The following is a 22,397-nucleotide window of genomic DNA, read 5'->3' as shown; positions in this document are numbered from 1 at the left end:
AAGCGTTCTCGGTCAGCAACCCATATCTATTCCAATTCAGCAACCGTTACACCCGTGCCGCCTTCATTGTAGTTACCGATACGGTAGCTTTTCACATGCTTATGCTTGCGAAGGTACTCCTGAATACCAGTTCTCAGGACCCCCGTACCTTTGCCGTGAATAATGTATACCTGACCCAGATTGGCTAAAAACGCTTCATCCATGAAGCGGTCCACTTCCATCAGCGCTTCCTCCACGTTTGCCCCCCGAAGGTCAAGTTCACTTCGCACGTTATCATCCCGTGTCCGCTTAACGCCAGTCACTGGCTTTTGGACCTTTGGAGTAGTCGTTGGGGCTGGTTGCAGCAGCTCCAGATCATCCAGACTGACCTTCATTTTCATGATACCCAGTTGAACGATAGCTTCCTTGCTGCCAGTTAGTTCAACCACATGGCCTTTTTTATTCAGACTGTGAACTGATACTTCATCGCCAGCCATGATGGAACGAGTACGCGGAGTCGCCGGACGTTTGACTGTACTTTTCTTACGTTGTTTCGGTTCTGCTTCATCCAGTTCTCTACGAGCTGCAATCAGCTTGTGCTCCTTCACCGAGGCTCCCTCTTCCTGAGCCAATTTACGCAAATCCGTAATGATTTTCTCTGCTTCACTACGAGCCTTATCCACGAGAACTCTTGCTTCGTCTTCGGCCTTTTCTAGCATACGGTCCCGTTGTGACTCCAGCTTATCTAGCTCGGTCTGATGACGTGTACGCAATACTTCCATTTCCTTACGCAGCTGCTCTGCTTTTTCCCGTTCTTGCTCAGCGGTCAAACGGTTCTGCTCCAGTGACGCAATCATGTGCTCGACGCGCTGGTCTTCTTCGGTTACCTCACCACGGGCATAGTCTAATATACGTCCTGGTAATCCCAATCGCTCGGCAATGGCAAAAGCGTTACTTCGCCCAGGTACACCAACCAGAAGGCGGTAAGTCGGGCTTAATGTAGCGACATCAAACTCCATACTTGCATTAATAATTCCTTTGCGCTCATAGGCATACGCCTTCAATTCACTATAGTGAGTCGTCGCCACCATGCGGCAACCCAGAGCATGTATATGCTCCAGAATAGATACAGCCAGGGCTGAACCTTCTGCCGGGTCCGTTCCTGCTCCCACTTCGTCAAGCAATACAAGACTTTTGGGTGTCATATTTTTCAAGATACTAATAATATTGGTCATGTGACTGGAAAATGTACTCAAGTTCTGCTCAATGCTCTGCTCGTCACCAATATCGGCATAGATTGCATCAAATACGCATAGCTGGCTTTCATCCTCAACAGGCACAAACAGTCCAGACATCGCCATCAAACTTAGCAGACCTATAGTTTTCAGGGTAACGGTTTTCCCCCCTGTGTTCGGTCCGGTAACGATAATGGAGGTGTACGAATTACCCAGTTCCACATCTATGGGAACGACCTGCTCCAACGGAATTAGAGGGTGTCTACCCTTTTTCAGCTTCAAGTACCCGCGATCATTCATTAAGGGAAGCGTTGCCTTCATTTCACGAGCGAGACGAGCTTTCGCAAAAATAAAATCAAGATTGCCTAAAATATCCACATCATACAGCAACATATCCGCTTGTTCTGCGACAAGTGCGGTCAGCTTTTGTAAAATGACTTCAATTTCACGCTCTTCTCTCAGCCTGGTTTCCCTCAGCTTGTTGTTCATGGTCACGATGGATTCTGGCTCGATAAACAAGGTTGCGCCAGACCCGGATTGATCGTGCACAATTCCGCCAAAATAAGAACGGTATTCTGCCTTGACCGGGATGACAAACCGATCTCCACGAATCGTAATCAACTGATCCTGAAGCATTTTGGACACAGTTGAGGAACGAATCATGGAATCCAGCTTTTCACGAATACGCACTTCACCGGAGCGCAGTTCCCGGCGAATTTGTGAAAGCTCTGTACTGGCAGAATCCAGTACCTCTGCATTTTCGTCAATACAGCCTTTAATGGAGTTTTCCAAACTTCTTTGTTCCGAAAGTTGCTCACTCCAATACAGCAATGTTTCAACCGGATTTTCCTCATGCAAACTTGTTACATACACCTGTATACGGCGTGCAGCTTGAACCGTTGTCCGAATACCATGTAACTCCTGCGGACTTAACGTTCCTCCAATACGGGCACGCTTCACCGTAGGAGTGATATCCACCACTCCGTTAAATGAAGGCACTCCTTTCAGCCGATCAGCAGCATAGGCCTCATCTGTACCTTTTAGCAATTTCTTGATATGCTCCAAATCATCGCTGGGCTGTAATCGAAGGGCTGTCTGTTGTCCCGTTGCCGTTTGGGCATAGTGACTTAGTTTATTTAGAATTTTTTGATATTCAAGGGTTTTAAAAATTTTAGAGTCCAACTTCACTGCTCCTTTCACTTATATCTATATTATACCGAAAGCAGCAAACTTACGCTATTTGCCAACTCTGCTTTACACATAAGAAAGCTCTTCATGCCACACACTAACCTTTGTCTAACCCTGTTAATTCAAAAAAACAAAGGAGGTTATTCCGTGAGCATTCTTGGGCACATTGTACGTTTCATCGTTGCCGCTCTGGTTCTGATGGTCGTAAGCTGGATCGTTCCCGGATTTAGTGTAGGCGGCTTTTGGAGTGCGCTGATCCTTGCCATTGTCATTGCCTTGATTGGCTATATCGTCGAGGCGATATTTGGTCGACGCGTTTCTCCATTTGGACGCGGTATCGTTGGTTTTCTAGTGAGCGCTCTGGTTATCTGGGTCGCTCAATATGTCGTGGCCCATGTTAGTGTTTCGATTATGGGCGCATTGCTCGCTGCATTGGTTATCGGGATTATCGATCTCTTCATTCCGGTATCGACACCATTTGAAGCCGGGCGCAAGGAAGGGAAATAATTTCGGCAAACACTTCCAGCATAGCTGTCCCGAAGCAGATTCATCTGCCAAAGGACAGCTTTTTGTCATTTATACTTCTTAGCGATACCATAAACAAACAATCCCCAGCCATGAGCAGCCGGGGATTGCCTTACATTTATAATCCGTATCTACTGATCCTGTTCGATAAGCTCAATCCATTCATTATACTCGGTTTGAAGCTTGGTGTATTCTTCCTTTAGTTGACGTAATTCTGTTGAAATCTTCTCTGCATTTTCTCGGTCTACGTCCTGTTGTACTTGTAGTAAACGAAGCTGATGAGCCGCCATTTCATATTTTTGACCTACTTCATCTAACTCAGACTGCAAGGCCATGCGTTCCTGCTCTATGGACTGCTGTTCTGCCTTTGCGGTGTTGGCAGCTTCAACCGCGGAACGAATCTCCTCCTGAAGCTGTTCTTTTTGTTCAATCGTTACCGCTATTTCCCGTTCCCAAGAAGCAAATTCTTCCTTGCGGGCAGCATCTTCAGCTTCCAAACGTTCCGCTTCAGCCTTCAACTGATCGTATTTAAGCTGCCATTCCACAGAGGCCTTCTCAGCACGTTCCAATTCACTTTGCCGGTCATGATTTTCCTGCTGGAGTTGCTTAATATGTTGCTCCAGCTGTCCAGCTCGGCTCTTCATGCTTCCATATTGCTCCTGAAGCGATTGATACGCCTTCGCACTCTCTTGCTCTCGGACTTGGGCTTTCTCAAGCTCGTCCTGAACACGAATCAGCTCAGGTGATAGCTCCTTGATTTTCGCTTCAAGTTGAACCAGCCGTTGCTGTTGTGAAGCATATTTATCATTAGCAGCCTCAACCTCAGCCACAGTCTGCTGTAGTTGTTCCTCTGTCGCTTCCTTCTGTTCACGCGCTTCCAGTAGGGAAAGCTCCAACTCATCGGCTGCCAACTGACGTTCTTCTGCAAGCTTCTTCCATGACTTCTCACTTTCAGCCAGCGTAGCCAGCTCGCTTTGCAGCTTGCGAGAAGATACATGAGCTTGCTCCAGCAGCTTCTGCATCCGGCGCTGCTCTTCCTCCAGCTTAGCCGCCTGCTGCTGCGTAGCCTTGGCTTCATTCACCAACTGATCATATCTGCTTTGCAGTTCTTCACGCGCAAGCGTATTTGCCTGCTCCCGCTCTTTTGCCGCCTGTTGCTGTGCTTGTAGCTGAGCCTCCAGCTCGGACTGTTGTTGCTCCAATGCTACAGCTTGCTCTCGAGCCTTCTCCAGACGAGAAGAAAGCTCTGCATTTCCTGCTTGTACTTGTTCTAATTGCTCCTGAAGCTCCTCCATCCGAATCTCCTGCTCCAGTGCAGCTTCTTCAGCACGTTTCTGTGCTTCCTCATGCTGGAGCTTTTCCTCATTTAGAGCCAATTCAGCCTGTTTACGTTCCTGCTCCAGCTGATCATTCAGCCCGGAGCACTTGATCTGCCATTCGCTTATCTTCTGGCTATGCTCTTGCTGCAAAGTAGATCGCAAATTGTCCAGCTCTATACGTTTTCGCTCCTGATGAGCCTTTTCCGCAGCGGAAAGCTTAGCTTCAGCCTGTTTAGCCGCTTCGGCTATTTCCTTCTTCAACTGCTCTTCTGTCTGCCGGACACGCGCATTTGCAGCCTCTTGCTGCTCTTTCAGCTTACGAGAAGCTTCTTGACGAGATTCCTCCAATTCACGCTTAGCTTGTTTTTGTGCATTTTCAAGTTCAGCCGCTTTTTTCTCCTGCTGTTCGAGCTTTGCCCTTAGTTCGGCAATTTCCTTGGCTGATGTAGATTCGGTCTCCACCAGTTTCTTCTGCGTCGTTTCTTTTTCTTCCCTCAATTGAACAAGGGCTTGGTGCATATCTGTATTTTTCTGCTGTTGTTCCCCTAGAGCCGTCTGGAGTTGGGCCAGATCTCCCCGGAGCTCCGCCCGTTCCGCTGCCAAGCGGTTCATATGGCTCTGAATCTCCTGAATTTGTACAGCTTCTTCAGCCATATGAACCGCAGCCAGCACGGCAATTCGGGGCATATCCAGACGCGAATGTGCTTGAGAAATGCTGTGCATACGTTCATCTACGTAATTAGCAACCTGCTTCATATAATCGCTATTGCTGCCGACAAGTTTATAAGAAGTACCGTAGATCTCTACAGTGACGCGAGTACGATCTGGTGTAGTCACAATTATGCCCTCCTTCAATACTACTGTATGTTGATTCTAAGGTGTGTCCGGTACTAGGGTAACCCGCCTTCCGTGAAGCGTTCAACCTTATTAGTCCGGCTTCCCCGCAGCGGGTGAATATCAGAGTAGAGAGCTTCTATGATGATAGGCCAAAAAGCCGTATCGAACCTCTGTCACTAAGATTCGATACGGCTTCCCGCATTTCCTGCTACTTTCTCAATTCCGCTCCAAAAGTTTGTTCTAGAGACGTAACGACAGGAGAATGCGCCGCATTAATCTCTTCATCCGTCAACGTATGCTCCCAATGACGATAGGTCAGGGAAATAGCCACGCTCTTCTTGTCTTCACCAAGCTTGCTGCCTGTAAATACATCAAACACCCGTGCATCCTGCAACAGTTCTCCGCCTGCAGCGTGAATAACACGAAGCAGTTCACCTGCCTCAACGTCTTTATTCACCACGAGGGCAATGTCACGTTCCACGGACGGGAAGCGAGCCAGCTCTCTGAACTGAATATGGGAGTTTGCATGCTCAACGAGCTGTTGCAACGCGATTTCAGCTACATACGTATCGTTCAGCCCATAGGACTGTTGCAGTTCAGGATGAATCTGCCCAACTGTACCGATCCGTTGGGAGTTTCCGTTCACATCCAGCCATACCGAAGCGGAACGTCCTGGGTGGTAGCTTTGCGGCTGGTCAGCCACATAGCGAATGCTGGCACTTAGTCCAAAATAGTCGAACACTGTTTCAAGCGCACCTTTAATATCAAAGAAGTCGACCTTTTCGGCTCCGATGTTCCATTGTTTTTCACGGCGCACTCCAGTCAGCAGCAGACTCAGCACTTGAATTTCCTGCGGCTGGCGGGTTAATGTTTGCTCTTCTGTATAGAATACAGTTCCCATCTCAAAAATCGCCAGATTATCTTGCTTCCGATTCATGTTGTACACCGCTGTATCCAGCATTTGCGGAATGATGCTTGTACGCAATACACTACGGTCTTCGCTCATAGGCATAGCCAAACGTACCGGATGGCTGCCTTCTGTCAGAGCATTAAATAAAGCTGTGCTTTGCGGATGCACAAAAGAGTAACTGATCGTCTCCTGCCAGCCACCAAGAGCCAGCAATCTGCGCAAGGAACGACGCAGGGACTGCGATGCCGTCAAAGCTCCTGGAGTTGTCGGTCCCTCAATCGGCGTGGTTGGGATATTGTCATAGCCATACAGACGTGCCACTTCTTCGATTAAGTCCACATCAATGGTAATATCTCCACGGCGTGTAGGTACTTCAACTTCCAGCACCCCTTGTTCTGCATCGCCACATCCAAAATGAAGTCTACCAAGAATCGTCTTCACCTCAAGCAGGGACAGTTCGGTTCCCAAATATCGGTTTATTTTATCTAGCGACAGCTTGATAATGTGGTTTTTAGCTTTTGCAGAAGCAGACTCTACGATGCCCTGGTGTACAGTGCCCCCTGCATAACGCTGAATCAGCGCAGCTGCACGATTTACAGCAGGTATAACAGCTCCTGGATCAACCTCTTTTTCAAAACGCAGACTTGCTTCCGAACGCAGTCCCAGTTGGCGGGATGTTTTACGAACGGTACCGCCGTCAAACTTCGCAGATTCCAACGCAATGCTAACCGTCGCATCCGTAACCTCAGAATTGGCTCCACCCATCACGCCTGCCAATGCAATCGGCTTTACACCGTCTGTGATCAACAGCATATGTGGTTCCAGCTTACGCTCCTGATCGTCAAGTGTAATCAAAGTTTCGCCTGTACGAGCAAGTCGCACCTCAATATTTCCATTTTCCAGCTTATCCGCATCAAAAGCATGCAACGGCTGACCATATTCCAGCATAACATAGTTCGTAATATCTACGATATTATTAATCGGACGAACACCTGCCGCCATCAGACGGTTTTGAATCCATAACGGTGAAGGGCCCACTTTAACACCTGTGATATAACGCGCTGCATAGTGTGTGCACAGTTCAGGAGTATCTACCTTAACGGACAAGTGATCTGCCGCAGCATCACTAATTTCCACCAGATCCTTAGCAGGGTCAGCGAGCGAAATGTCACGTCCTAGAATGGCACTTACTTCATATGCAGCTCCATGCATACTCAGGCAATCCGAGCGGTTGGGTGTCAAATCAAAATCCAGCACCTGATCATCCAGGGCAAGCAGCTTCGTAATTGGCGTACCAATTTCAGCATCCTCTGGCAGCACCAAAATGCCTTCCTGCAATTCTTTTGGCAATAGCTTATCATTCATGCCCAGTTCTTTGGCCGAGCAGATCATGCCCATGGACACAACACCACGCAGCTTGGCCTTTTTAATATGAAAATCTCCTGGTAGCTTTGCACCTACAACTGCAACAGGAACCTTTTGACCTGCATCCACGTTCTTGGCACCACACACAATTTGCAGGTCTTCTCCCTGACCCGCATCGACAATACACACATTCAGCTTATCCGCATCCGGGTGCTTTTCCTTGCTTTTGACATAGCCTACAACGACGCCAGTAATTCCTTGGTTACGATGTTCAACTTCATCAATTTCAATGCCCGAACGGGTGATTTTTTCTGCTAGCTCCTCCGCACTCACTTGATCCAGTGATACATACTCGGACAGCCACTCGAATGATACTTTCATATGGGTTCACTTCCCTTGATATAGTTGTTTATTGACGCGCAAACTGCTTCAAGAACGACAGATCGCTGTTATAAAAATGGCGAATATCGTCAATGCCGTATTTCAAAATGGCTATCCGTTCTACACCCATACCGAATGCAAAGCCACTGTACACCTCGGGATCAAAACCACCCATTTCCAGCACTTTCGGATGCACCATACCACAGCCCAAAATTTCAATCCACACGCGCTCGCCGTTTTTCTTCACAAAAGTCACGTCTACTTCAGCACTTGGCTCGGTGAACGGAAAGAAGCTTGGGCGCAAGCGGATTTCGGTCGATTCCCCGAACATTTCGCGTGCAAATTGCAGCAAGGTTCCTTTCAAATCACTCATACGAATGTCTTTTCCAATCACAAGGCCTTCAATTTGGTGGAATTGGAAGGAATGCGTTGCATCGTCATCATCACGTCGAAATACCGTACCCGGACAAATCACCTTAATAGGCGTTTCACCCTTCATCGCCTCCATCGCGCGAATCTGAACTGGTGACGTATGAGTACGCATCAACAGATCCTCGGTCAGGTAAAATGAATCCTGCATATCACGTGCCGGGTGGTTTTTAGGCAGATTCAATGCTTCGAAGTTATAATAATCGGTCTCTGCCTGTGGTCCCTCAGCCACTCGATATCCCATACCTGTAAAAATATCCTCGATTTGCTCGATCACTTTGTTAAGTGGGTGGAGCCCGCCTTGCGGCATTGCGCGTCCAGGCAACGTAACGTCGATTTTTTCTGCTTGCAGGCGCTCATTCGTTTCTGCTTTCGTGAACTCGTCCTGCTTACGGTTAACGACCTCTTCAATCGCCTCACGCACCTCATTGGCTACCTGGCCAACAACTGGGCGCTCTTCCGCACTCAGCTTGCCCATACCGCGCAAAATTTCGGTCAGTGCACCCTTTTTACCCGAATATTTAACTCGTAGATCAGCCAGCTCCTTGGGTGTTTCCACCTTCTCCAATACTTCCAGTGCTTCTTCCTTCAAGGCCAGCAAATGTTCCTTCATTTGGATGGTTTCGCTCATCGCCTGTTCAGTCCCCTTTCTTCATATCCAGCTTTTCAGACAACAAAAAAAGGTCTTTTCTCCCGAAAAGGGACGAAAAGACCGTGGTACCACCCTCGTTAGACAATGAAGTTCAGCTACCCGATGCATTGCCTTGTGGCAATCAGTACGGGTGATCATTCATGCTATGCATCATCATCTCGCTCTGCACGTTATAACGGTCGTGAACCGGTATCCCCTACTTGCACAACCGCCATTTACATGACGCTTGAGGTTCAAGGAACTGCTCCGGAGCGAACTTCAACAGCCCAATATTTGCAGAAACGCTCTCAATCCTACGGCGCTTCCTCCCTGTTCAATCGGACACTGCCTACTCTTCTCCATCAAGACATTTTCTAAATACGAACTATTGTTCATTATTATATGCAAACTACTGCACTTTGGCAAGCAGCGCCTATATTTCATTCCTTCAGATATCGGGATCATTCAACTGATCCAGCTTGTCACGAATGCGCCTGATATCGCTCAAGAGCTCCTCATTTGCTTCACTCGTCCCCGTCATTCCCATCAGTTCGGTAAGACGCAGCTGTAATCGTAGACGTTCCTCCCGCTCTCTCTGATCCTTTGGCTCTCGGATGCTTCTCCGTTCATCTTCTTGTTTTTCGTCGGCCGTCCCCTCGTAGATTTCATATCCGCCCCCCGGCTGCATATCGAGTAATCGAGTTGCCGTACAACGCACCAGCTCCCGGTCATGCGAGACGAGTACCAATGCCCCATCATATCGGCGTAAAGAGTCCTCTACAATTTCACGGGTTTCAATGTCAAAGTAATTCGTCGGTTCATCCAGCACCAGCAGATTGGCTCCACTAAAGTACAGACGCAGAAAGGCTACCCTGCATTTTTCTCCCATACTGAGCGTTCCGATCCTTTTGAATACATCCTCTTTGGCAAATAAAAAACAGCCCAGCACCGTTCTCGCTTCTGTTTGGGTCATGGTTGGGAGTGCAAGCAGACTGTCGAGCAACGTCTGATCCTCTGGAAGCTGCTCCAACTCCTGTGAAAAATACCCGATATTCAACTGTGGGTTGGCTGTGATTTTTCCCGTCTTCGGTTCAAGCTGACCTGTTAATAACCGAAGCAGCGTGGTTTTGCCAATTCCATTGGGCCCTCGAACAGCCAAACGATCCCCACGTGCAACGTTCAGATTTAGATTTTTCACGATGGCATGGTCGTCGTAGCTAAAGTCAACCTGCTCAGTACGCAGCAAATATTTAGCCTGAAACCCGCTGTCATTTAATTTCATGTGCAAAGACGGGGCTTCACGTGGTTGCTCTACCCTGTTAGCCTCCAGTCGCTCCAATTCCTTCTCCTTTGCATGATAACGGGAAATATTTTTTTTAGCCTTGGCCTTGTAAAAGCTCTGCGTAATGGCCATTTCAACCTTGGATGCGCTGCGATGCGCCTGATGAAACCATTCCCTGTAATTTCGAATCGTTTCCTCCAGCGCCTGTCTCGCCAGTTCCTGCTTCCGATAGCTCGCCTCCTGCTCTCGCAGTTCCCGCTCCTTCTGCGCTTTATATTCCTTATAACCACCTTTATAGCGCTCAATACCTGTGGATGTAAGCTCAACTATACTCGTAGCCAACTGATCCAAAAAGGCTCTGTCATGCGATACAAACAGCAGTGTTCCAGGATACGAGGACAGCCACTGCTCCAGCCAAAGCATACTTTCGGCATCCAAATGGTTGGTTGGCTCATCCAGTACCAGCAGCTTGGGTTGCCTGACCATCAGGCCAGCCAGTCGTACTCTCGTCTTCTGTCCGCCACTCAGATCACCATAAGCAATGGACCACGTCTGTGCAGGCATTCCCATTCGGGTGAGCGCCTTTTCCACCTCAGACTCCCAAGCAAAGCCTTGTAGGCGTTCGTATTCATCCATCAGCTCGCCGTAACGCTCCAGTTGCTGCTCCATATCCTTACCAGCGTCGGCTAGGTCAGCTTCCAGCTCTCCCATCGTTTGCTTGAGACGCCAATGCCTAGAGCTGGCCTGCTGTGCGGCCTCCAGTGCGGTTCGAGACCTATCCACTGTATCCTGCTGCTTCAGCCAGCCTCGCTCTTCCATGGGCAAATCATGTTCTACTTGACCGGAGGTTGGCGCTTCATCTCCCAGCAATATTCGTAATAACGTTGTTTTACCGGCTCCATTTCTCCCAAACAACGCGAGCCGTTCTCCTTCCGTCACATCCATCGACACATTCTCAAATATAGATGTCCCGTTCCATTCCTTGACTACATTGCGAACTCGCAAAATGGTTTTCATACCACGATCATCCTTTCCCAGCCCGGTTTTTACACCGGAAGCAATAAAAAAAGCCGCAGAAGGCTGCGGCTTGCATACAGGAAAATAGAATGACTGCTATGAATTATTTCAGAACTTATGCATATGAAAAATAACACCGCGAACGAAAAAAACAAATCCCGTTTCGGAAATATACGCATACGTCCCTACTTTCATTTCAGACACACTTCTCCCGTTGCAGCTTGCAGCCGCCTGCCAGTAACGTGCAGTTGAGTGGGAAAATCAGTGTGCTTACTTCATCGGACGTATGGTTACCTTCCTTTTTATGGGATACTTACTTGCAGTCAGTATAGCAGATCACAGTATTTTTGCAATACCAGTTTTATTTTCCAAATACCAACGTTGTATTGGACGAACCTGCATACTTAGTTACAAATTCTTTAGTATATTCAGGGGTTTGAACTTGATAACTGTAGTTCTTGCTCGGATTCCATCGGGTCACAGGCGATTTTTGGCTGGTGATGGCTGGAAAACTACCTACATCTTTAAATTCACCATTGGCTTTATCATCCAGAATACCGCCCTTTTCACTACCTTTTCCAAAATAATTATTTTCGGAATAAATTCGTGCATTGGTTGCTATTGTGTAAGCCAACTGAAAATTATTAATATAATTATTTTTTACATGGAAATATCCATATCTCATCAGACCTGGACCGCGTACAAGTAAGTTTTCAAAATAATTATTAGCAATTGTAATATGCGGCATGCCATCATAATTTTTATTGCTGTCATCTGGATAACCCAGAATAAGGCCATATTTATGATTAGCAAATTTGGAGTTGCTAATGGTTACATAATCAGCCAATTGCCCTATGTACAAAAGCTTGTCCAGATCCGAGCCATTTGCATTATAATTATGACCTGCAAAAGTAACATGATCAATCCAATAATTTGTGCCCGCAGTAAGATATAGCTGGATATCATCGTTACCATTAATGCTGGCGCTGTGCTCAAAAGTTAAATTTTGAAAGATCACATTTCCCGAGTTAGCTGTTGTTTTCAAATGAATATTGATTAGCTTATTTTGCGCATAAGAGCCGATTAGCGATTTGTTGGAACCAATATTGATCACGGTTTTAGAAGAAGCAGAAATATTCTTTTCGATGACCAGAATTTTAGGTGTTGAGTCCCCTAGCTGATTTTTCAATTCGTTTAGATTATTGATATAGATGACCTGACCATTTTTGCCCCCTGTTGTAGCAGGCTTTGAAGCTCCCGTTTCGCTTTTAGCCTGTCCAGCAAAACCAATCATGCCATTCGTCGACGTATTTGGGAAATCAGTCGCAGCGAACGTAGCACTTGCTGAAAAAGTAAAAAGCACAAAGGCTAAAGCTAAAAGAAAAGAGATTTTTCTCATCGCAGCTACACCATCCTTTTTTTATATTAAATTCCAATTACGAGACTATACTTTTTTCGCAAAATGGTAAATAGTTCTTTTTATCTGTTTATTTATAGCATATAAGAAAAATATTTAATATTGTATTATTTATCAGCGTGAAAATAGTTCGTAGGAACGCAAAAAGCCGGGATCCCCCATTGGTATCCCGGCTAAAATATATTCTTATTGCAAACAAAATAAAAACCCTTGAGTCACAAGGGTTTCGAAATTTTAAAAATCGTAAGCGGGTGATGGGAATCGAACCCACGCTATCAGCTTGGAAGGCTGAAGTTCTACCATTGAACTACACCCGCATTATATAACATCTTGATTCTTATGTATGACATGCACAAACCTTTGTCAACTAACTGAATCAGGATGGTATTTAGTATAACTTACCTTTTTGTAAAATGCAAGCATACTAGACGCCATCCTGAGCCAGCCAATTCACAGGTTTACGTAAAAACAATTTTTCAAAAACTTCTGCCGGAATGGGACGGCTAAAATAATACCCCTGACCTTCATGACAATCCTGCGCCTGCAAAAAATGAAGCTGCTCCTCATTCTCCACCCCTTCAGCCGTAACCTTCAGCTTTAAATGGTGAGCCATAGAGGCAATGGTAGATACAATGGCCGCATTTTTGCTGTCAACCAGTACCTCATTTACAAAGGACCGGTCAATTTTCAGACGATCAATCGGAAGATTTTTTAAATAATGCAATGAGCTATAACCCGTTCCAAAATCATCAATACTGATTGCAACACCAATAGCTTTTATTTTTTTCAACTGTTCAAAGGCCCGGTCCTTATCAAAAGTCATACTCTCGGTAATCTCCAGCTCTAAATAGCGTGCCTCCAGTCCCGTATCGGACAAAATGCCCCAAATGACATCAACCAGCTTTTTTTGCTGGAATTGGCGCATGGATAAATTGACCGAAATCGGAATCGATGGATACCCCAGCTCCTGCCACTGCTTATTTTGGAGACATGCCTCACGCAACACCCATTCCCCCAAGGGCACGATCAGGCCACTTTCTTCAGCTACTGGAATAAAATCACCCGGCATCACCATCCCGCGATGAGGATGATTCCAACGCACCAGCGCTTCCAAACTCGTTAGCTCGCCACTTTGCAGGTGGACACGTGGCTGATACACCAATGAAAATTCTTCATTTTCAAGCGCACGCCGCAAATCATTCTCCAACTGGAGTCTTTCATGCGCTCGCATCTGCATCGCACTAGCATACCGCTGAAAATTCACCCCTTGCTCCTTGGCACTATGTACAGCAGTATCCGCCTGTTGAATAAGTTGTTCGCTCTGATTCGCATCCGACGGGTACAAAGCTATGCCAACGCTCACCATCACATGATAAGACTCCCCATTAATATCAAACGGCTGATCGAACAGCTTCACCATATCATCAATACGATTTCTCATGACATCTGAATCTTCGTAGCCCATTAGAAGAAAGGCAAATTCATCTCCACCCATGCTAAAGACCGCTTCCCCTTCGCGGCAAAAATGCCCCAAGCGTTCGCCTACCGCATACAGCAAATAATTGCCTGCCGTATGCCCAAGCGAATCATTAATCGCTTTGAAACGATCAATATTTAGCACTAAAAGCGCTACTGTCTCATCAGATTTCAGTGAATTGCGCAATATTTTATCCAGGCGCTGGGAAAGACGACGGCGATTGGGAAGGCCTGTTATATCATCGTTATAAGCAATATGATTAAACTCAGATTCTGCCGCCTGTTTTTTCCGATAAGGAACCAGAACCATAAGCCGGACCAGACCGCTCAACAAATTATAAAATGCAATCACGTTAGTCAAAAGTCCTATAAGATGATTGATATCACTCATTTGCTCAGCAAATAAATAGAACAACTGGCTCACAACACACAGCCCAATCCCACGAACCATAAGCAACATGCCCAATTCCGCGGGGCGAACTTTCCGATATTTTCGTACTCCAAAAATAAATGTGAGTACCAGCAGTATCATGACAACCAGATTCAACGTCCAGCCCAGGTTACCTAATTCGTACCGTATACGTAGATCCGGTAAGCCTGCATCATATGCCTTAATAACTCCTAGAATCAGCAACGTGCAGCCTATCCCTGCCCACAAAGCCACTGTCTTGTATTCAGACTTCGTCTTTCTAAATGGAAGGGAACAAACGAATAAGAGCATGACCGAGGTAAAGGCACGATTTACAAACAGCAGCCACAACGAAATGCCCGGAGACAAAGCAAAGTCCGTCAGGCTTACGAAACTAAACGAAACGATATGAACAAGACAAAGCAGACCAGCCACCAAAAACGTTGGGGCAATAAGAAGTCTCTGCCAGGTTAACTGTTCCAGCAAAACGGACCAGGATTGATAAAAAATAGAAAAACAAATCGCCGCACAGGCAAATCCTATAATCGGATATAACAAGAAAAATACATTATAGGAGTATATTTTATTCAAAGTTACGTGAAATAACTGCACTAAGACAAATAAAACTATGGCGGCAATTCCAATGCCTATCGTTTTTTTTACTTCCAGCCGTATATTCATTCAGCCTCTTCAGCCCCCTGCATATCGGAGATTCCGATCATCTAAGACGTTTGACAGCTTTGGAAGCCGTTGTTTAAGTCTATAGTATCAAAAAAAATGTTGTATTCTGGTATATAATAGCATTTAATCTGTGAAAGGTGAATCATTTTTTTGTTCTATATTCATGAATTTATTTTCGCATTTATGCAAATGCACATGCTTACAGTACCAAAAAAGCGCATCATCTTTTCAGATCATGCGCTTCAGATGACATTTTTCAAATAGGTGATACCTATACCCCAACGCTGCACACCACAACAGAAATAGTATGTACAGGACCCCTCTGCGAAAATCTCATCATATTAGACTACAGGAAGTGTGATTTTAAATTGTGTACCGCTTCCATGTTTACTGTCTACATGAATGAAGCCTCCGTGATTTTTGATAATACGATAGCTCACAGCCAATCCCAAGCCGGTTCCACTTTCTTTTGTTGTAAAAAAAGGATCGAATAAACGCGCCAATGTATTGTGATCCATACCTAAGCCGTTATCCTCAATGCAAATGTGCACATAAGAGCCCTCAAGCACGGTATGGATATCAATGCATCCCTCTCGTTCCCCGCTGATGCTTTCAATGGCATCCATCGCATTTTTAATCATATTGAGGATAACCTGCTTAATCTGCTTCACGTCAATGGAAACCTTCATGAGTTCATCATTTTCATCCAGTGCGATCTGGCAGCCCTTCATCAACGCCTCGCTTTCTGTCAGCATCACTACTTCTTTCAACAGTCCCATCACAGATACTGCCGTTTTTTGCGGAGCCGAAGGCTTGGACGAATTTAAAAACTCGTAAATAATGTCGTTCGCACGATCAATTTCGGTTAAAATAATGCGGGCATACTCATCCCTGCCCAACTCCACCAAGTGCGGCCGAAGCAATTGAATAAAACCCCGGATTGCAGTAAGCGGGTTACGGATTTCATGGGCGATAGAGGCCGAAATACGTCCTAGCATCGCCAGCTTGTCGTTTTGATACGCCGTCTGCTCAATCTGCTTATAATCCGACACATCCTTTACACTAAACAAAAAATCGCCATCCATCTGATCACCGTAGGTCACTGTTATCAACCAATGCCGACCATACTCATCAATCAACTCATGATAGCGCTTTCTATGAAAGATAGTTTCTTTATAAATCCGCATGATTTTCTTCTTCTTAAACCGACTTAACTCAGGATGATGCAAAATTTGCATCAGGTTGCGACCCGCGAGCGAACTACGTGGTAGCTCCAGTAATCTCGCCATTTGCACGTTAATAAAGGTCAGTACCCCGTCACTGTCAAACAGCATGATACCACTATCCAGGTTCTCCAGTACATTTTCATACTTATTATTGGCGATCTGTGTGGAAGGGCAAGCTCCCACGGTATCAAGCAAGGCTTCTTGGAATTCACTGATCATGCCAGGCTTCCCCCTTGTATCGGAATGATAAACTGGCCGTATCGGACGTGTAATATTCTTGAAGAAGAGAAAGGGATCTATCGATCACCCTTCAAATGGTGTAAAAAACAGTTTCAATCAACTCCGACCATTTTTTTCGATTCGAGTCTTATTTTATGATAGACAAGATTAAGGATCACAGTCAATCGGAAAAAGTGTCGAATCCACATTTTTATCCTATTTTCTTTCGTCATAATATCTGCGCAACATTACAAAATAAAAAAATAAGTTAAAAATAAGCGCCCTACACACCAAAGAAGCTCTCCAGATTTGAGAGCTTCTTTGGTGTGTAGGATGTCAACTGCCGCTCTTATTATGTTGAAGCCGGGATCGTCTTTGACTCATAACAGCCAGTCTTCTCTTAAGCTCTCCCTGCCATTTCTCATCATTCATTTGTTTGGCTACCGTCAATAAATCCAGCGACATGTCAATTTGGCGCTTCACAATTTCAACTGCATCTTCACTCTCACGATTTACACAATTTTCAAATATCGTATCATCGTCTTCCATGACATAATCCTGAAAATCAATCTCGGATGCCCCATCTCCATGTGCATACTCAGCCAAAATTTCATACTCATTTTCGACTTTATAATGAACTTCAATGCGACGACATACCGGGCAAAACAGCAAAGGAACATTATGGACTTGGGTGCGGTAATGCTTCAGCGTTCCCTTGGTTCCTACCATGCTTGCTCCACAGCAATAACTCATCCGGGCTCAGCCTCCTCTGAACAAAACCTGTTCTGCCTTGTTTATCTTCTACAATACCTTATTCGCTTTCATCAGGCAAAATTCCTCCAGAACACAACAACATTTCCATAATTATTTGTTACTTCACTCTGTATTACATGATTCAGACAGGCTATTCCTATATCTCCGCTGCATAGCGCAGGCAAGCAAGCCCCCAACAACGGTAAAATAACCGCTTGTTGGGGGCTTGCTTGTTTAAGTTCAACTTGTAAAGCTAATATTACAGATTTTTATCGCCTGGTTTCCAGTTCATTGGGCACAAGCCACCGGATTGCAAAGCTTGCAGTACACGCAATGTTTCTTCTACACTGCGACCTACATCATTGTGGTTAACCACTTGATATTTCAGTTCGCCTTCTGGATCAATGATGAACAAGCCGCGCAATGCAACACCTTCTTCTTCGATCAGAACACCATAGTCGCTTGCTGTTTTTTTCGTGATGTCAGAAGCCAACGGGAAGTTCAGTTTGCCCAGACCGTTGTTTTCTTTAGCTGTGTTGATCCATGCTTTGTGGCTGTGCACGGAGTCTACACTGATACCCAAAATTTCAGTATCAAGCTCTTTGAATTGGTCAGCAGCATCGCTCAATGCCGTAATTTCTGTTGGGCATACAAACGTGAAATCCAGTGGATAGAAGAAAAATACGAGCCACTTGCCACGGTAATCGGAAAGTTTCACCGAGCCAAATTCTTGACCGTCTCCAGATACTGTTTCCAATGCAAAATCAGGTGCGGGTCTTCCTACCAATCTTTCTGCCATAATGTGAAATCCTCCTTTAAAATATGTAAGAAAAACACCAATTGTGCTTTCCTCAATCATCTGTATTGTAATAAACAACCTACTTGATAAATGTTATCATTCGCTGAAATCAAAGTCAATATTATAACCATTACTTTTTTATAATTATTTTAAACTAGCTTAAAAATTCACGATTTATTCACATTTGGAGTTTTCTGATACACAAGTAGCTCCTGATTGCTCAGGAGCTACGATGTTAATTATTTGCTGTAAAGTTATACTGTATAACCTCACTATATAATAGGAAGCTTTTTTTCAGAACAAGTACGTTTCCGGGGACTTTAGCGAATAGCTGCTGCGATCAAATCGCCCATTTGAGTTGTCGAGATCGCTTGTGATTTATCCACTGCGATATCTGCCGTACGGTGTCCTGCATCCAGTACCTCAGCTACCGCCTTCTCGATAGAGTCAGCTGCTTTCTCGTACCCAAAGGTGAGGCGGAACATCAAAGCAACGGACAAAATCGTTGCAATGGGGTTCGCCAGTCCCCGACCAGCAATATCAGGTGCTGAGCCGTGCACCGGCTCGTACAGACCGAAGCTGCCTTCTCCCAGTGATGCAGAGGAGAGCATACCGATGGACCCAGTCAGCATAGCTGCTTCATCACTAAGAATGTCACCAAACATATTTTCGGTTACAATGACGTCAAAACTGGATGGACGACGCAGCAATTGCATGGCACAGTTATCGACCAATACATGCTCAAGCTCGACATCTGGGTAATCTACAGCGACCCGGTTAACAACTTCACGCCATAGACGGGAAGTTTCCAGTACATTAGCCTTATCCACCGATGCGAGTTTTTTGCGACGTTTTTGTGCAATTTCGAAGGATTGACGAACAATACGCTCTACTTCTGTTACATTATATGCGCAAGTATCGACCGCTTCTTCACCCTGAGCACTCTCTCGTCTATACTTCTCACCGAAATAAATGCCGCCCGTCAGTTCGCGCACCACGATCAAGTCCGTTCCTTCCAGTACCTCTGGTTTCAAAGTAGATGCGTCCTTAAGACAATCGAAAACAACAGCAGGACGAAGATTTGAAAACAGACCAAGCTCTTTGCGAATACCGAGCAATCCGGTTTCAGGACGAAGCTCCTTAGGATTGTTGTCCCATTGTGGTCCTCCTACCGCTCCCAACAGCACGGCATCTGCAGATTGGCATACGGCCAGTGTTTCTTCCGGCAATGGAGTCCCTTTCTTATCAATGGCAATCCCGCCGAACAGCGCATGCTCTGTTTCAAATGAAAGGCCAAATACTTCTTCCGTACGTTTCAAAATTTTCTCTGCCTCTGCGACCACTTCAGGTCCGATTCCGTCTCCCGCTATTACTGCAATCTTTTTAACGTCTGCCATCACGTACACTCCTCTTGTTATACAGCCATACAGCCGTATTTCTCATACCTTCTTTGTAACATATAAAGCAGGGCTTTGACCAAGATATAGAATCTATCAATTCAATAGGCTCAGCCTATAAGCTGATTTTTTCATTAGAGAATAAGAAAACAGGACCGGTAACACCCGATCCTGTCTATATTCATTTCATAGGCTTGTATAAACTTAGGATTTATAATCTACGCGATTGCTGTAATTTTTACGCTTGTCGATCAAACCATTCAGTGCATCCACATAAGCTCGTGCACTTGCTTCCAAAATATCAGTGCTTACCCCGCGTCCCTGTACAGATATTCCGTTTTGAGTCAGCACCACATGTACTTCACCTAGAGCGTCCTTGCCATGGGTAACAGATTTGATGGAGTAATCAGAAAGTACAACACTCTCGCTGCTGGCTTGGTCAATCGCATTATAGATCGCATCAACTGAACCATTTCCTTCGGCTTCTGTCTCGATTACTTGACCTTCATCGTTAACCAGACGCACTTGTGCGGAAGGCGTAGCCTTGTTCCCATAAGTTACGAAAATGGTTTCCAGCTTGAAGACTTCAGGTGCATCGGCCAATTTTTCTTCCAGCAATGCCAAGATATCATCATCCGATACTTCCTTCTTCTTATCAGCCAAATCCTTGAACTGACCAAATGCACGATTCAGATCTTCTTCGTTCAATTCGTAGCCCAATTCGACCAAACGCTCACGGAAAGCATGACGCCCTGAATGTTTGCCCAGTACTAGCTTGCTTTCTTTCAGACCGATACTTTCCGGTGTCATAATTTCATAGGTCGTCTTTTCCTTCAGCATGCCGTCTTGGTGAATACCTGATTCGTGCGCAAAAGCGTTAGCACCCACGATCGCCTTGTTGCCCGGCACTACCATCCCCGTCAAACGGCTAACCAAACGGCTCGTACGTGCAATTTCAGACAGTTGCAGAGACGTTTTGGCCTGGAAAAATTCCTGTCTCGTCTCCAGTGCCATGGCGATTTCCTCAATGGCCGTGTTTCCAGCACGTTCACCGATACCGTTAATCGTTCCCTCAATCTGATCTGCACCGTTCAGGATGGCAGCAAGCGTATTCGCAGTAGCCATTCCCAAGTCATTGTGGCAATGTGCACTCAATTGAATCTTCTCCACATCAACCACATTTTGCTTGATATGTTTGAATATATTTCCGTATTCGTATGGTGTTAGGTAACCTACCGTATCTGGAATATTGACGACAGAAGCCCCTTCCTGTACAGCCATGGTGACCATTTCAACCACAAAATCAAGCTCCGTTCGCCCTGCATCCTCCAATGAAAACTCCACTTTTGGCAAATACTTCAATCCATAACGAATGGCTGCACGGGCCGTTTCCAGTACCTGTGCCTTCTCCATCCGCAGCTTATGCTGACGATGAATTGGAGAGGTTGCCAAAAAGATATGGATACACGGGTCCTGTGCTCCCTTAAGTGCCTCGCGAACCGCATCAATATCCTGTTCCCTTGCACGCGAAAGGCCAATAACAGTCGAATTTTTTACAGCTTTTGCTACTGCATTAACAGCCGCGAGATCACCCGGAGAAGCAGCTGGGAACCCAGCCTCCATACGATCGATTCCCAGCTTCTCCAACTGATGAGCGATCTCTACTTTCTCACGAGTATTCAAGTTCACGCCAGGTGACTGTTCTCCGTCTCTCAACGTTGTGTCAAATATATATATTTTGCGCAACCTAACGCACCTCCTCAGGATTTGGACCCTTAAATTACAATGCGGCTCACGCAATAAGCAGGGCCGCATTGTAATTAATATTTATAAATAATTCATATTGTCGAGCTTATAGTACAAAAGGTTATTACTTTTTGATCCAATGCATCATTTCACGCAATTGTCCGCCCACTACTTCAATCGGATGGTTAGCTTCATTACGACGAGTAGCCGTCAGGAATGCACGTCCAGATTGATTTTCAAGGATGAAGTCACGAGCAAATTTACCTTGTTGAATGTCAGTCAATACATCCTTCATGGCTTTCTTCGTATCTTCTGTTACCACACGTGGTCCAGTTACATAATCGCCATATTCTGCTGTATTACTGATGGAATCACGCATTGTTGCCAATCCACCTTCATACATCAGGTCAACGATCAGCTTAAGCTCATGCAAGCATTCGAAGTATGCCATCTCAGGAGCATAACCTGCCTCAGTCAATGTTTCAAAGCCCGCTTTTACGAGTGCGCTCACACCGCCACACAATACCGCCTGCTCACCGAACAGGTCCGTCTCCGTTTCTTCACGGAAGGAGGTTTCAATTACGCCTGCACGTGTACAGCCAATGCCTTTTGCGTAAGCAAGACCGATTTCTTTGGCTTGGCCTGTTGCGTCCTGTTCAATTGCGATCAATCCTGGTACACCAAACCCTTCCACATAGGTACGACGTACCATATGTCCTGGGGATTTTGGAGCAACCAGCAATACATCGCTATCTTTAGGAGCTACGATTTGTCCAAAATGAACATTGAAACCATGGGAGAACAAAAGTGCTGCGCCTTTTTTCAGGTTAGGTTCGATTTCATTTTTGTAGACAGAAGCTTGAGTTTCATCAGGCAACAAAATTTGAACCACATCTGCACGGCTTGTTGCATCAGCTACGTTCAGAACTTCAAAACCGTCGTTTCTTGCGACATCAGCTGATTTGCCTTCACGCAAACCAATAACAACATTTACACCACTGTCACGCAAGTTTTGTGCTTGAGCATGTCCTTGGCTACCATAACCAATTACGGCCACTGTTTTTCCTTTCAATACGCTGAGTTCTGCATCTTTTTCGTAGTACGTTGTAACTGCCATGGTTAATTTCCTCCTTTTAATTGGACCCTTCATAATGAGCGGGTACTCCAAGAGACTTC

General features: G+C 45.6%; 14 protein-coding genes and 1 tRNA gene. 1 reads left to right on the top strand and 14 read right to left on the bottom strand.

From position 1 onward, the window contains the following. Nucleotides 1-26: 26 nt before the first annotated feature. Complete coding sequence (locus ACH59B_RS07835; RefSeq protein WP_404303602.1) at nt 27-2,396, bottom strand: endonuclease MutS2; 2,370 nt, start codon at nt 2,394-2,396, stop codon at nt 27-29. A gap of 153 nt (nt 2,397-2,549) precedes the next feature. On the opposite strand from ACH59B_RS07835, the gene ACH59B_RS07830 reads away from it, so the two are divergent. After that, nucleotides 2,550-2,909: a phage holin family protein gene (locus tag ACH59B_RS07830; protein ID WP_016820537.1), complete on the top strand. Its 360-nt coding sequence runs from the start codon at nt 2,550-2,552 to the stop codon at nt 2,907-2,909. A 149-nt stretch (nt 2,910-3,058) separates the two neighbouring features. On the opposite strand, the gene ACH59B_RS07825 is transcribed toward ACH59B_RS07830, so the two are convergent. From ACH59B_RS07825 to ilvC, 13 genes are all read right to left on the bottom strand, one after another. After that, nucleotides 3,059-5,083, bottom strand: a complete 2,025-nt coding sequence (locus tag ACH59B_RS07825; RefSeq protein WP_404303601.1) for a DNA repair protein — start codon at nt 5,081-5,083, stop codon at nt 3,059-3,061. 208 nt (nt 5,084-5,291) lie between these two features. Further along, a complete protein-coding gene (pheT, locus tag ACH59B_RS07820; protein WP_102997715.1) occupies nt 5,292-7,739 on the bottom strand; it encodes a phenylalanine--tRNA ligase subunit beta in 2,448 nt (815 codons plus the stop codon). A 28-nt stretch (nt 7,740-7,767) separates the two neighbouring features. Then, entirely contained in the window at nt 7,768-8,799 is a 1,032-nt protein-coding gene (gene pheS, locus ACH59B_RS07815; RefSeq protein WP_016820540.1) for a phenylalanine--tRNA ligase subunit alpha, read from the bottom strand. A 448-nt stretch (nt 8,800-9,247) separates the two neighbouring features. Then, nucleotides 9,248-11,098 carry a ribosomal protection-like ABC-F family protein gene (gene abc-f, locus ACH59B_RS07810; RefSeq protein ID WP_242210695.1) on the bottom strand — a complete coding sequence of 617 codons (1,851 nt, stop codon included), beginning with the start codon at nt 11,096-11,098 and terminating at the stop codon, nt 9,248-9,250. Between the two features lie 361 nt (nt 11,099-11,459). Further along, a complete protein-coding gene (locus tag ACH59B_RS07805; RefSeq protein ID WP_242210694.1) occupies nt 11,460-12,497 on the bottom strand; it encodes a polysaccharide lyase family 1 protein in 1,038 nt (345 codons plus the stop codon). Nucleotides 12,498-12,761: 264 nt separating this feature from the next. Continuing rightward, nucleotides 12,762-12,832 (bottom strand) — tRNA-Gly (locus ACH59B_RS07800). A gap of 107 nt (nt 12,833-12,939) precedes the next feature. Next, the gene (locus ACH59B_RS07795; RefSeq protein ID WP_017426634.1) at nt 12,940-15,081 is read right to left on the bottom strand and encodes a bifunctional diguanylate cyclase/phosphodiesterase; all 2,142 of its coding nucleotides are present in this window, start codon (nt 15,079-15,081) and stop codon (nt 12,940-12,942) included. 341 nt (nt 15,082-15,422) lie between these two features. Continuing rightward, entirely contained in the window at nt 15,423-16,526 is a 1,104-nt protein-coding gene (locus ACH59B_RS07790) for an ATP-binding protein (RefSeq protein WP_016820545.1), read from the bottom strand. Nucleotides 16,527-16,862: 336 nt separating this feature from the next. After that, nucleotides 16,863-17,279, bottom strand: coding sequence for a hypothetical protein (locus tag ACH59B_RS07785; protein WP_016820546.1), 417 nt, complete (start codon nt 17,277-17,279; stop codon nt 16,863-16,865). A gap of 259 nt (nt 17,280-17,538) precedes the next feature. Continuing rightward, nucleotides 17,539-18,078, bottom strand: coding sequence for a peroxiredoxin (locus tag ACH59B_RS07780; RefSeq protein WP_013370083.1), 540 nt, complete (start codon nt 18,076-18,078; stop codon nt 17,539-17,541). Nucleotides 18,079-18,398: 320 nt separating this feature from the next. Next, entirely contained in the window at nt 18,399-19,475 is a 1,077-nt protein-coding gene (gene leuB, locus ACH59B_RS07775) for a 3-isopropylmalate dehydrogenase (RefSeq protein WP_404303600.1), read from the bottom strand. A gap of 204 nt (nt 19,476-19,679) precedes the next feature. Further along, the gene (locus ACH59B_RS07770) at nt 19,680-21,221 is read right to left on the bottom strand and encodes a 2-isopropylmalate synthase (protein ID WP_013370081.1); all 1,542 of its coding nucleotides are present in this window, start codon (nt 21,219-21,221) and stop codon (nt 19,680-19,682) included. A gap of 124 nt (nt 21,222-21,345) precedes the next feature. Continuing rightward, the gene (gene ilvC / locus ACH59B_RS07765; protein WP_013309387.1) at nt 21,346-22,338 is read right to left on the bottom strand and encodes a ketol-acid reductoisomerase; all 993 of its coding nucleotides are present in this window, start codon (nt 22,336-22,338) and stop codon (nt 21,346-21,348) included. Nucleotides 22,339-22,397 lie beyond the last annotated feature (59 nt).

Source organism: Paenibacillus sp. DP01, assembly GCF_044784315.1.
GTDB classification, from domain to species: domain Bacteria; phylum Bacillota; class Bacilli; order Paenibacillales; family Paenibacillaceae; genus Paenibacillus; species Paenibacillus polymyxa.
Note: the sequence above shows the minus strand (reverse complement) of the source record. Positions and strands in the feature narration are given on the sequence as shown.

Coding starts and splice junctions, on each gene's coding strand:
- pheT (WP_102997715.1), bottom strand. CDS start 7,739: ATGAAAGTATCATTCGAGTGGCTGTCCGAGTATGTATCACTGGATCAA.
- pheS (WP_016820540.1), bottom strand. CDS start 8,799: ATGAGCGAAACCATCCAAATGAAGGAACATTTGCTGGCCTTGAAGGAA.
- abc-f (WP_242210695.1), bottom strand. CDS start 11,098: ATGAAAACCATTTTGCGAGTTCGCAATGTAGTCAAGGAATGGAACGGG.
- ACH59B_RS07805 (WP_242210694.1), bottom strand. CDS start 12,497: ATGAGAAAAATCTCTTTTCTTTTAGCTTTAGCCTTTGTGCTTTTTACT.
- ACH59B_RS07795 (WP_017426634.1), bottom strand. CDS start 15,081: ATGAATATACGGCTGGAAGTAAAAAAAACGATAGGCATTGGAATTGCC.
- ACH59B_RS07790 (WP_016820545.1), bottom strand. CDS start 16,526: ATGATCAGTGAATTCCAAGAAGCCTTGCTTGATACCGTGGGAGCTTGC.
- ACH59B_RS07785 (WP_016820546.1), bottom strand. CDS start 17,279: ATGAGTTATTGCTGTGGAGCAAGCATGGTAGGAACCAAGGGAACGCTG.
- ACH59B_RS07780 (WP_013370083.1), bottom strand. CDS start 18,078: ATGGCAGAAAGATTGGTAGGAAGACCCGCACCTGATTTTGCATTGGAA.
- leuB (WP_404303600.1), bottom strand. CDS start 19,475: ATGGCAGACGTTAAAAAGATTGCAGTAATAGCGGGAGACGGAATCGGA.
- ilvC (WP_013309387.1), bottom strand. CDS start 22,338: ATGGCAGTTACAACGTACTACGAAAAAGATGCAGAACTCAGCGTATTG.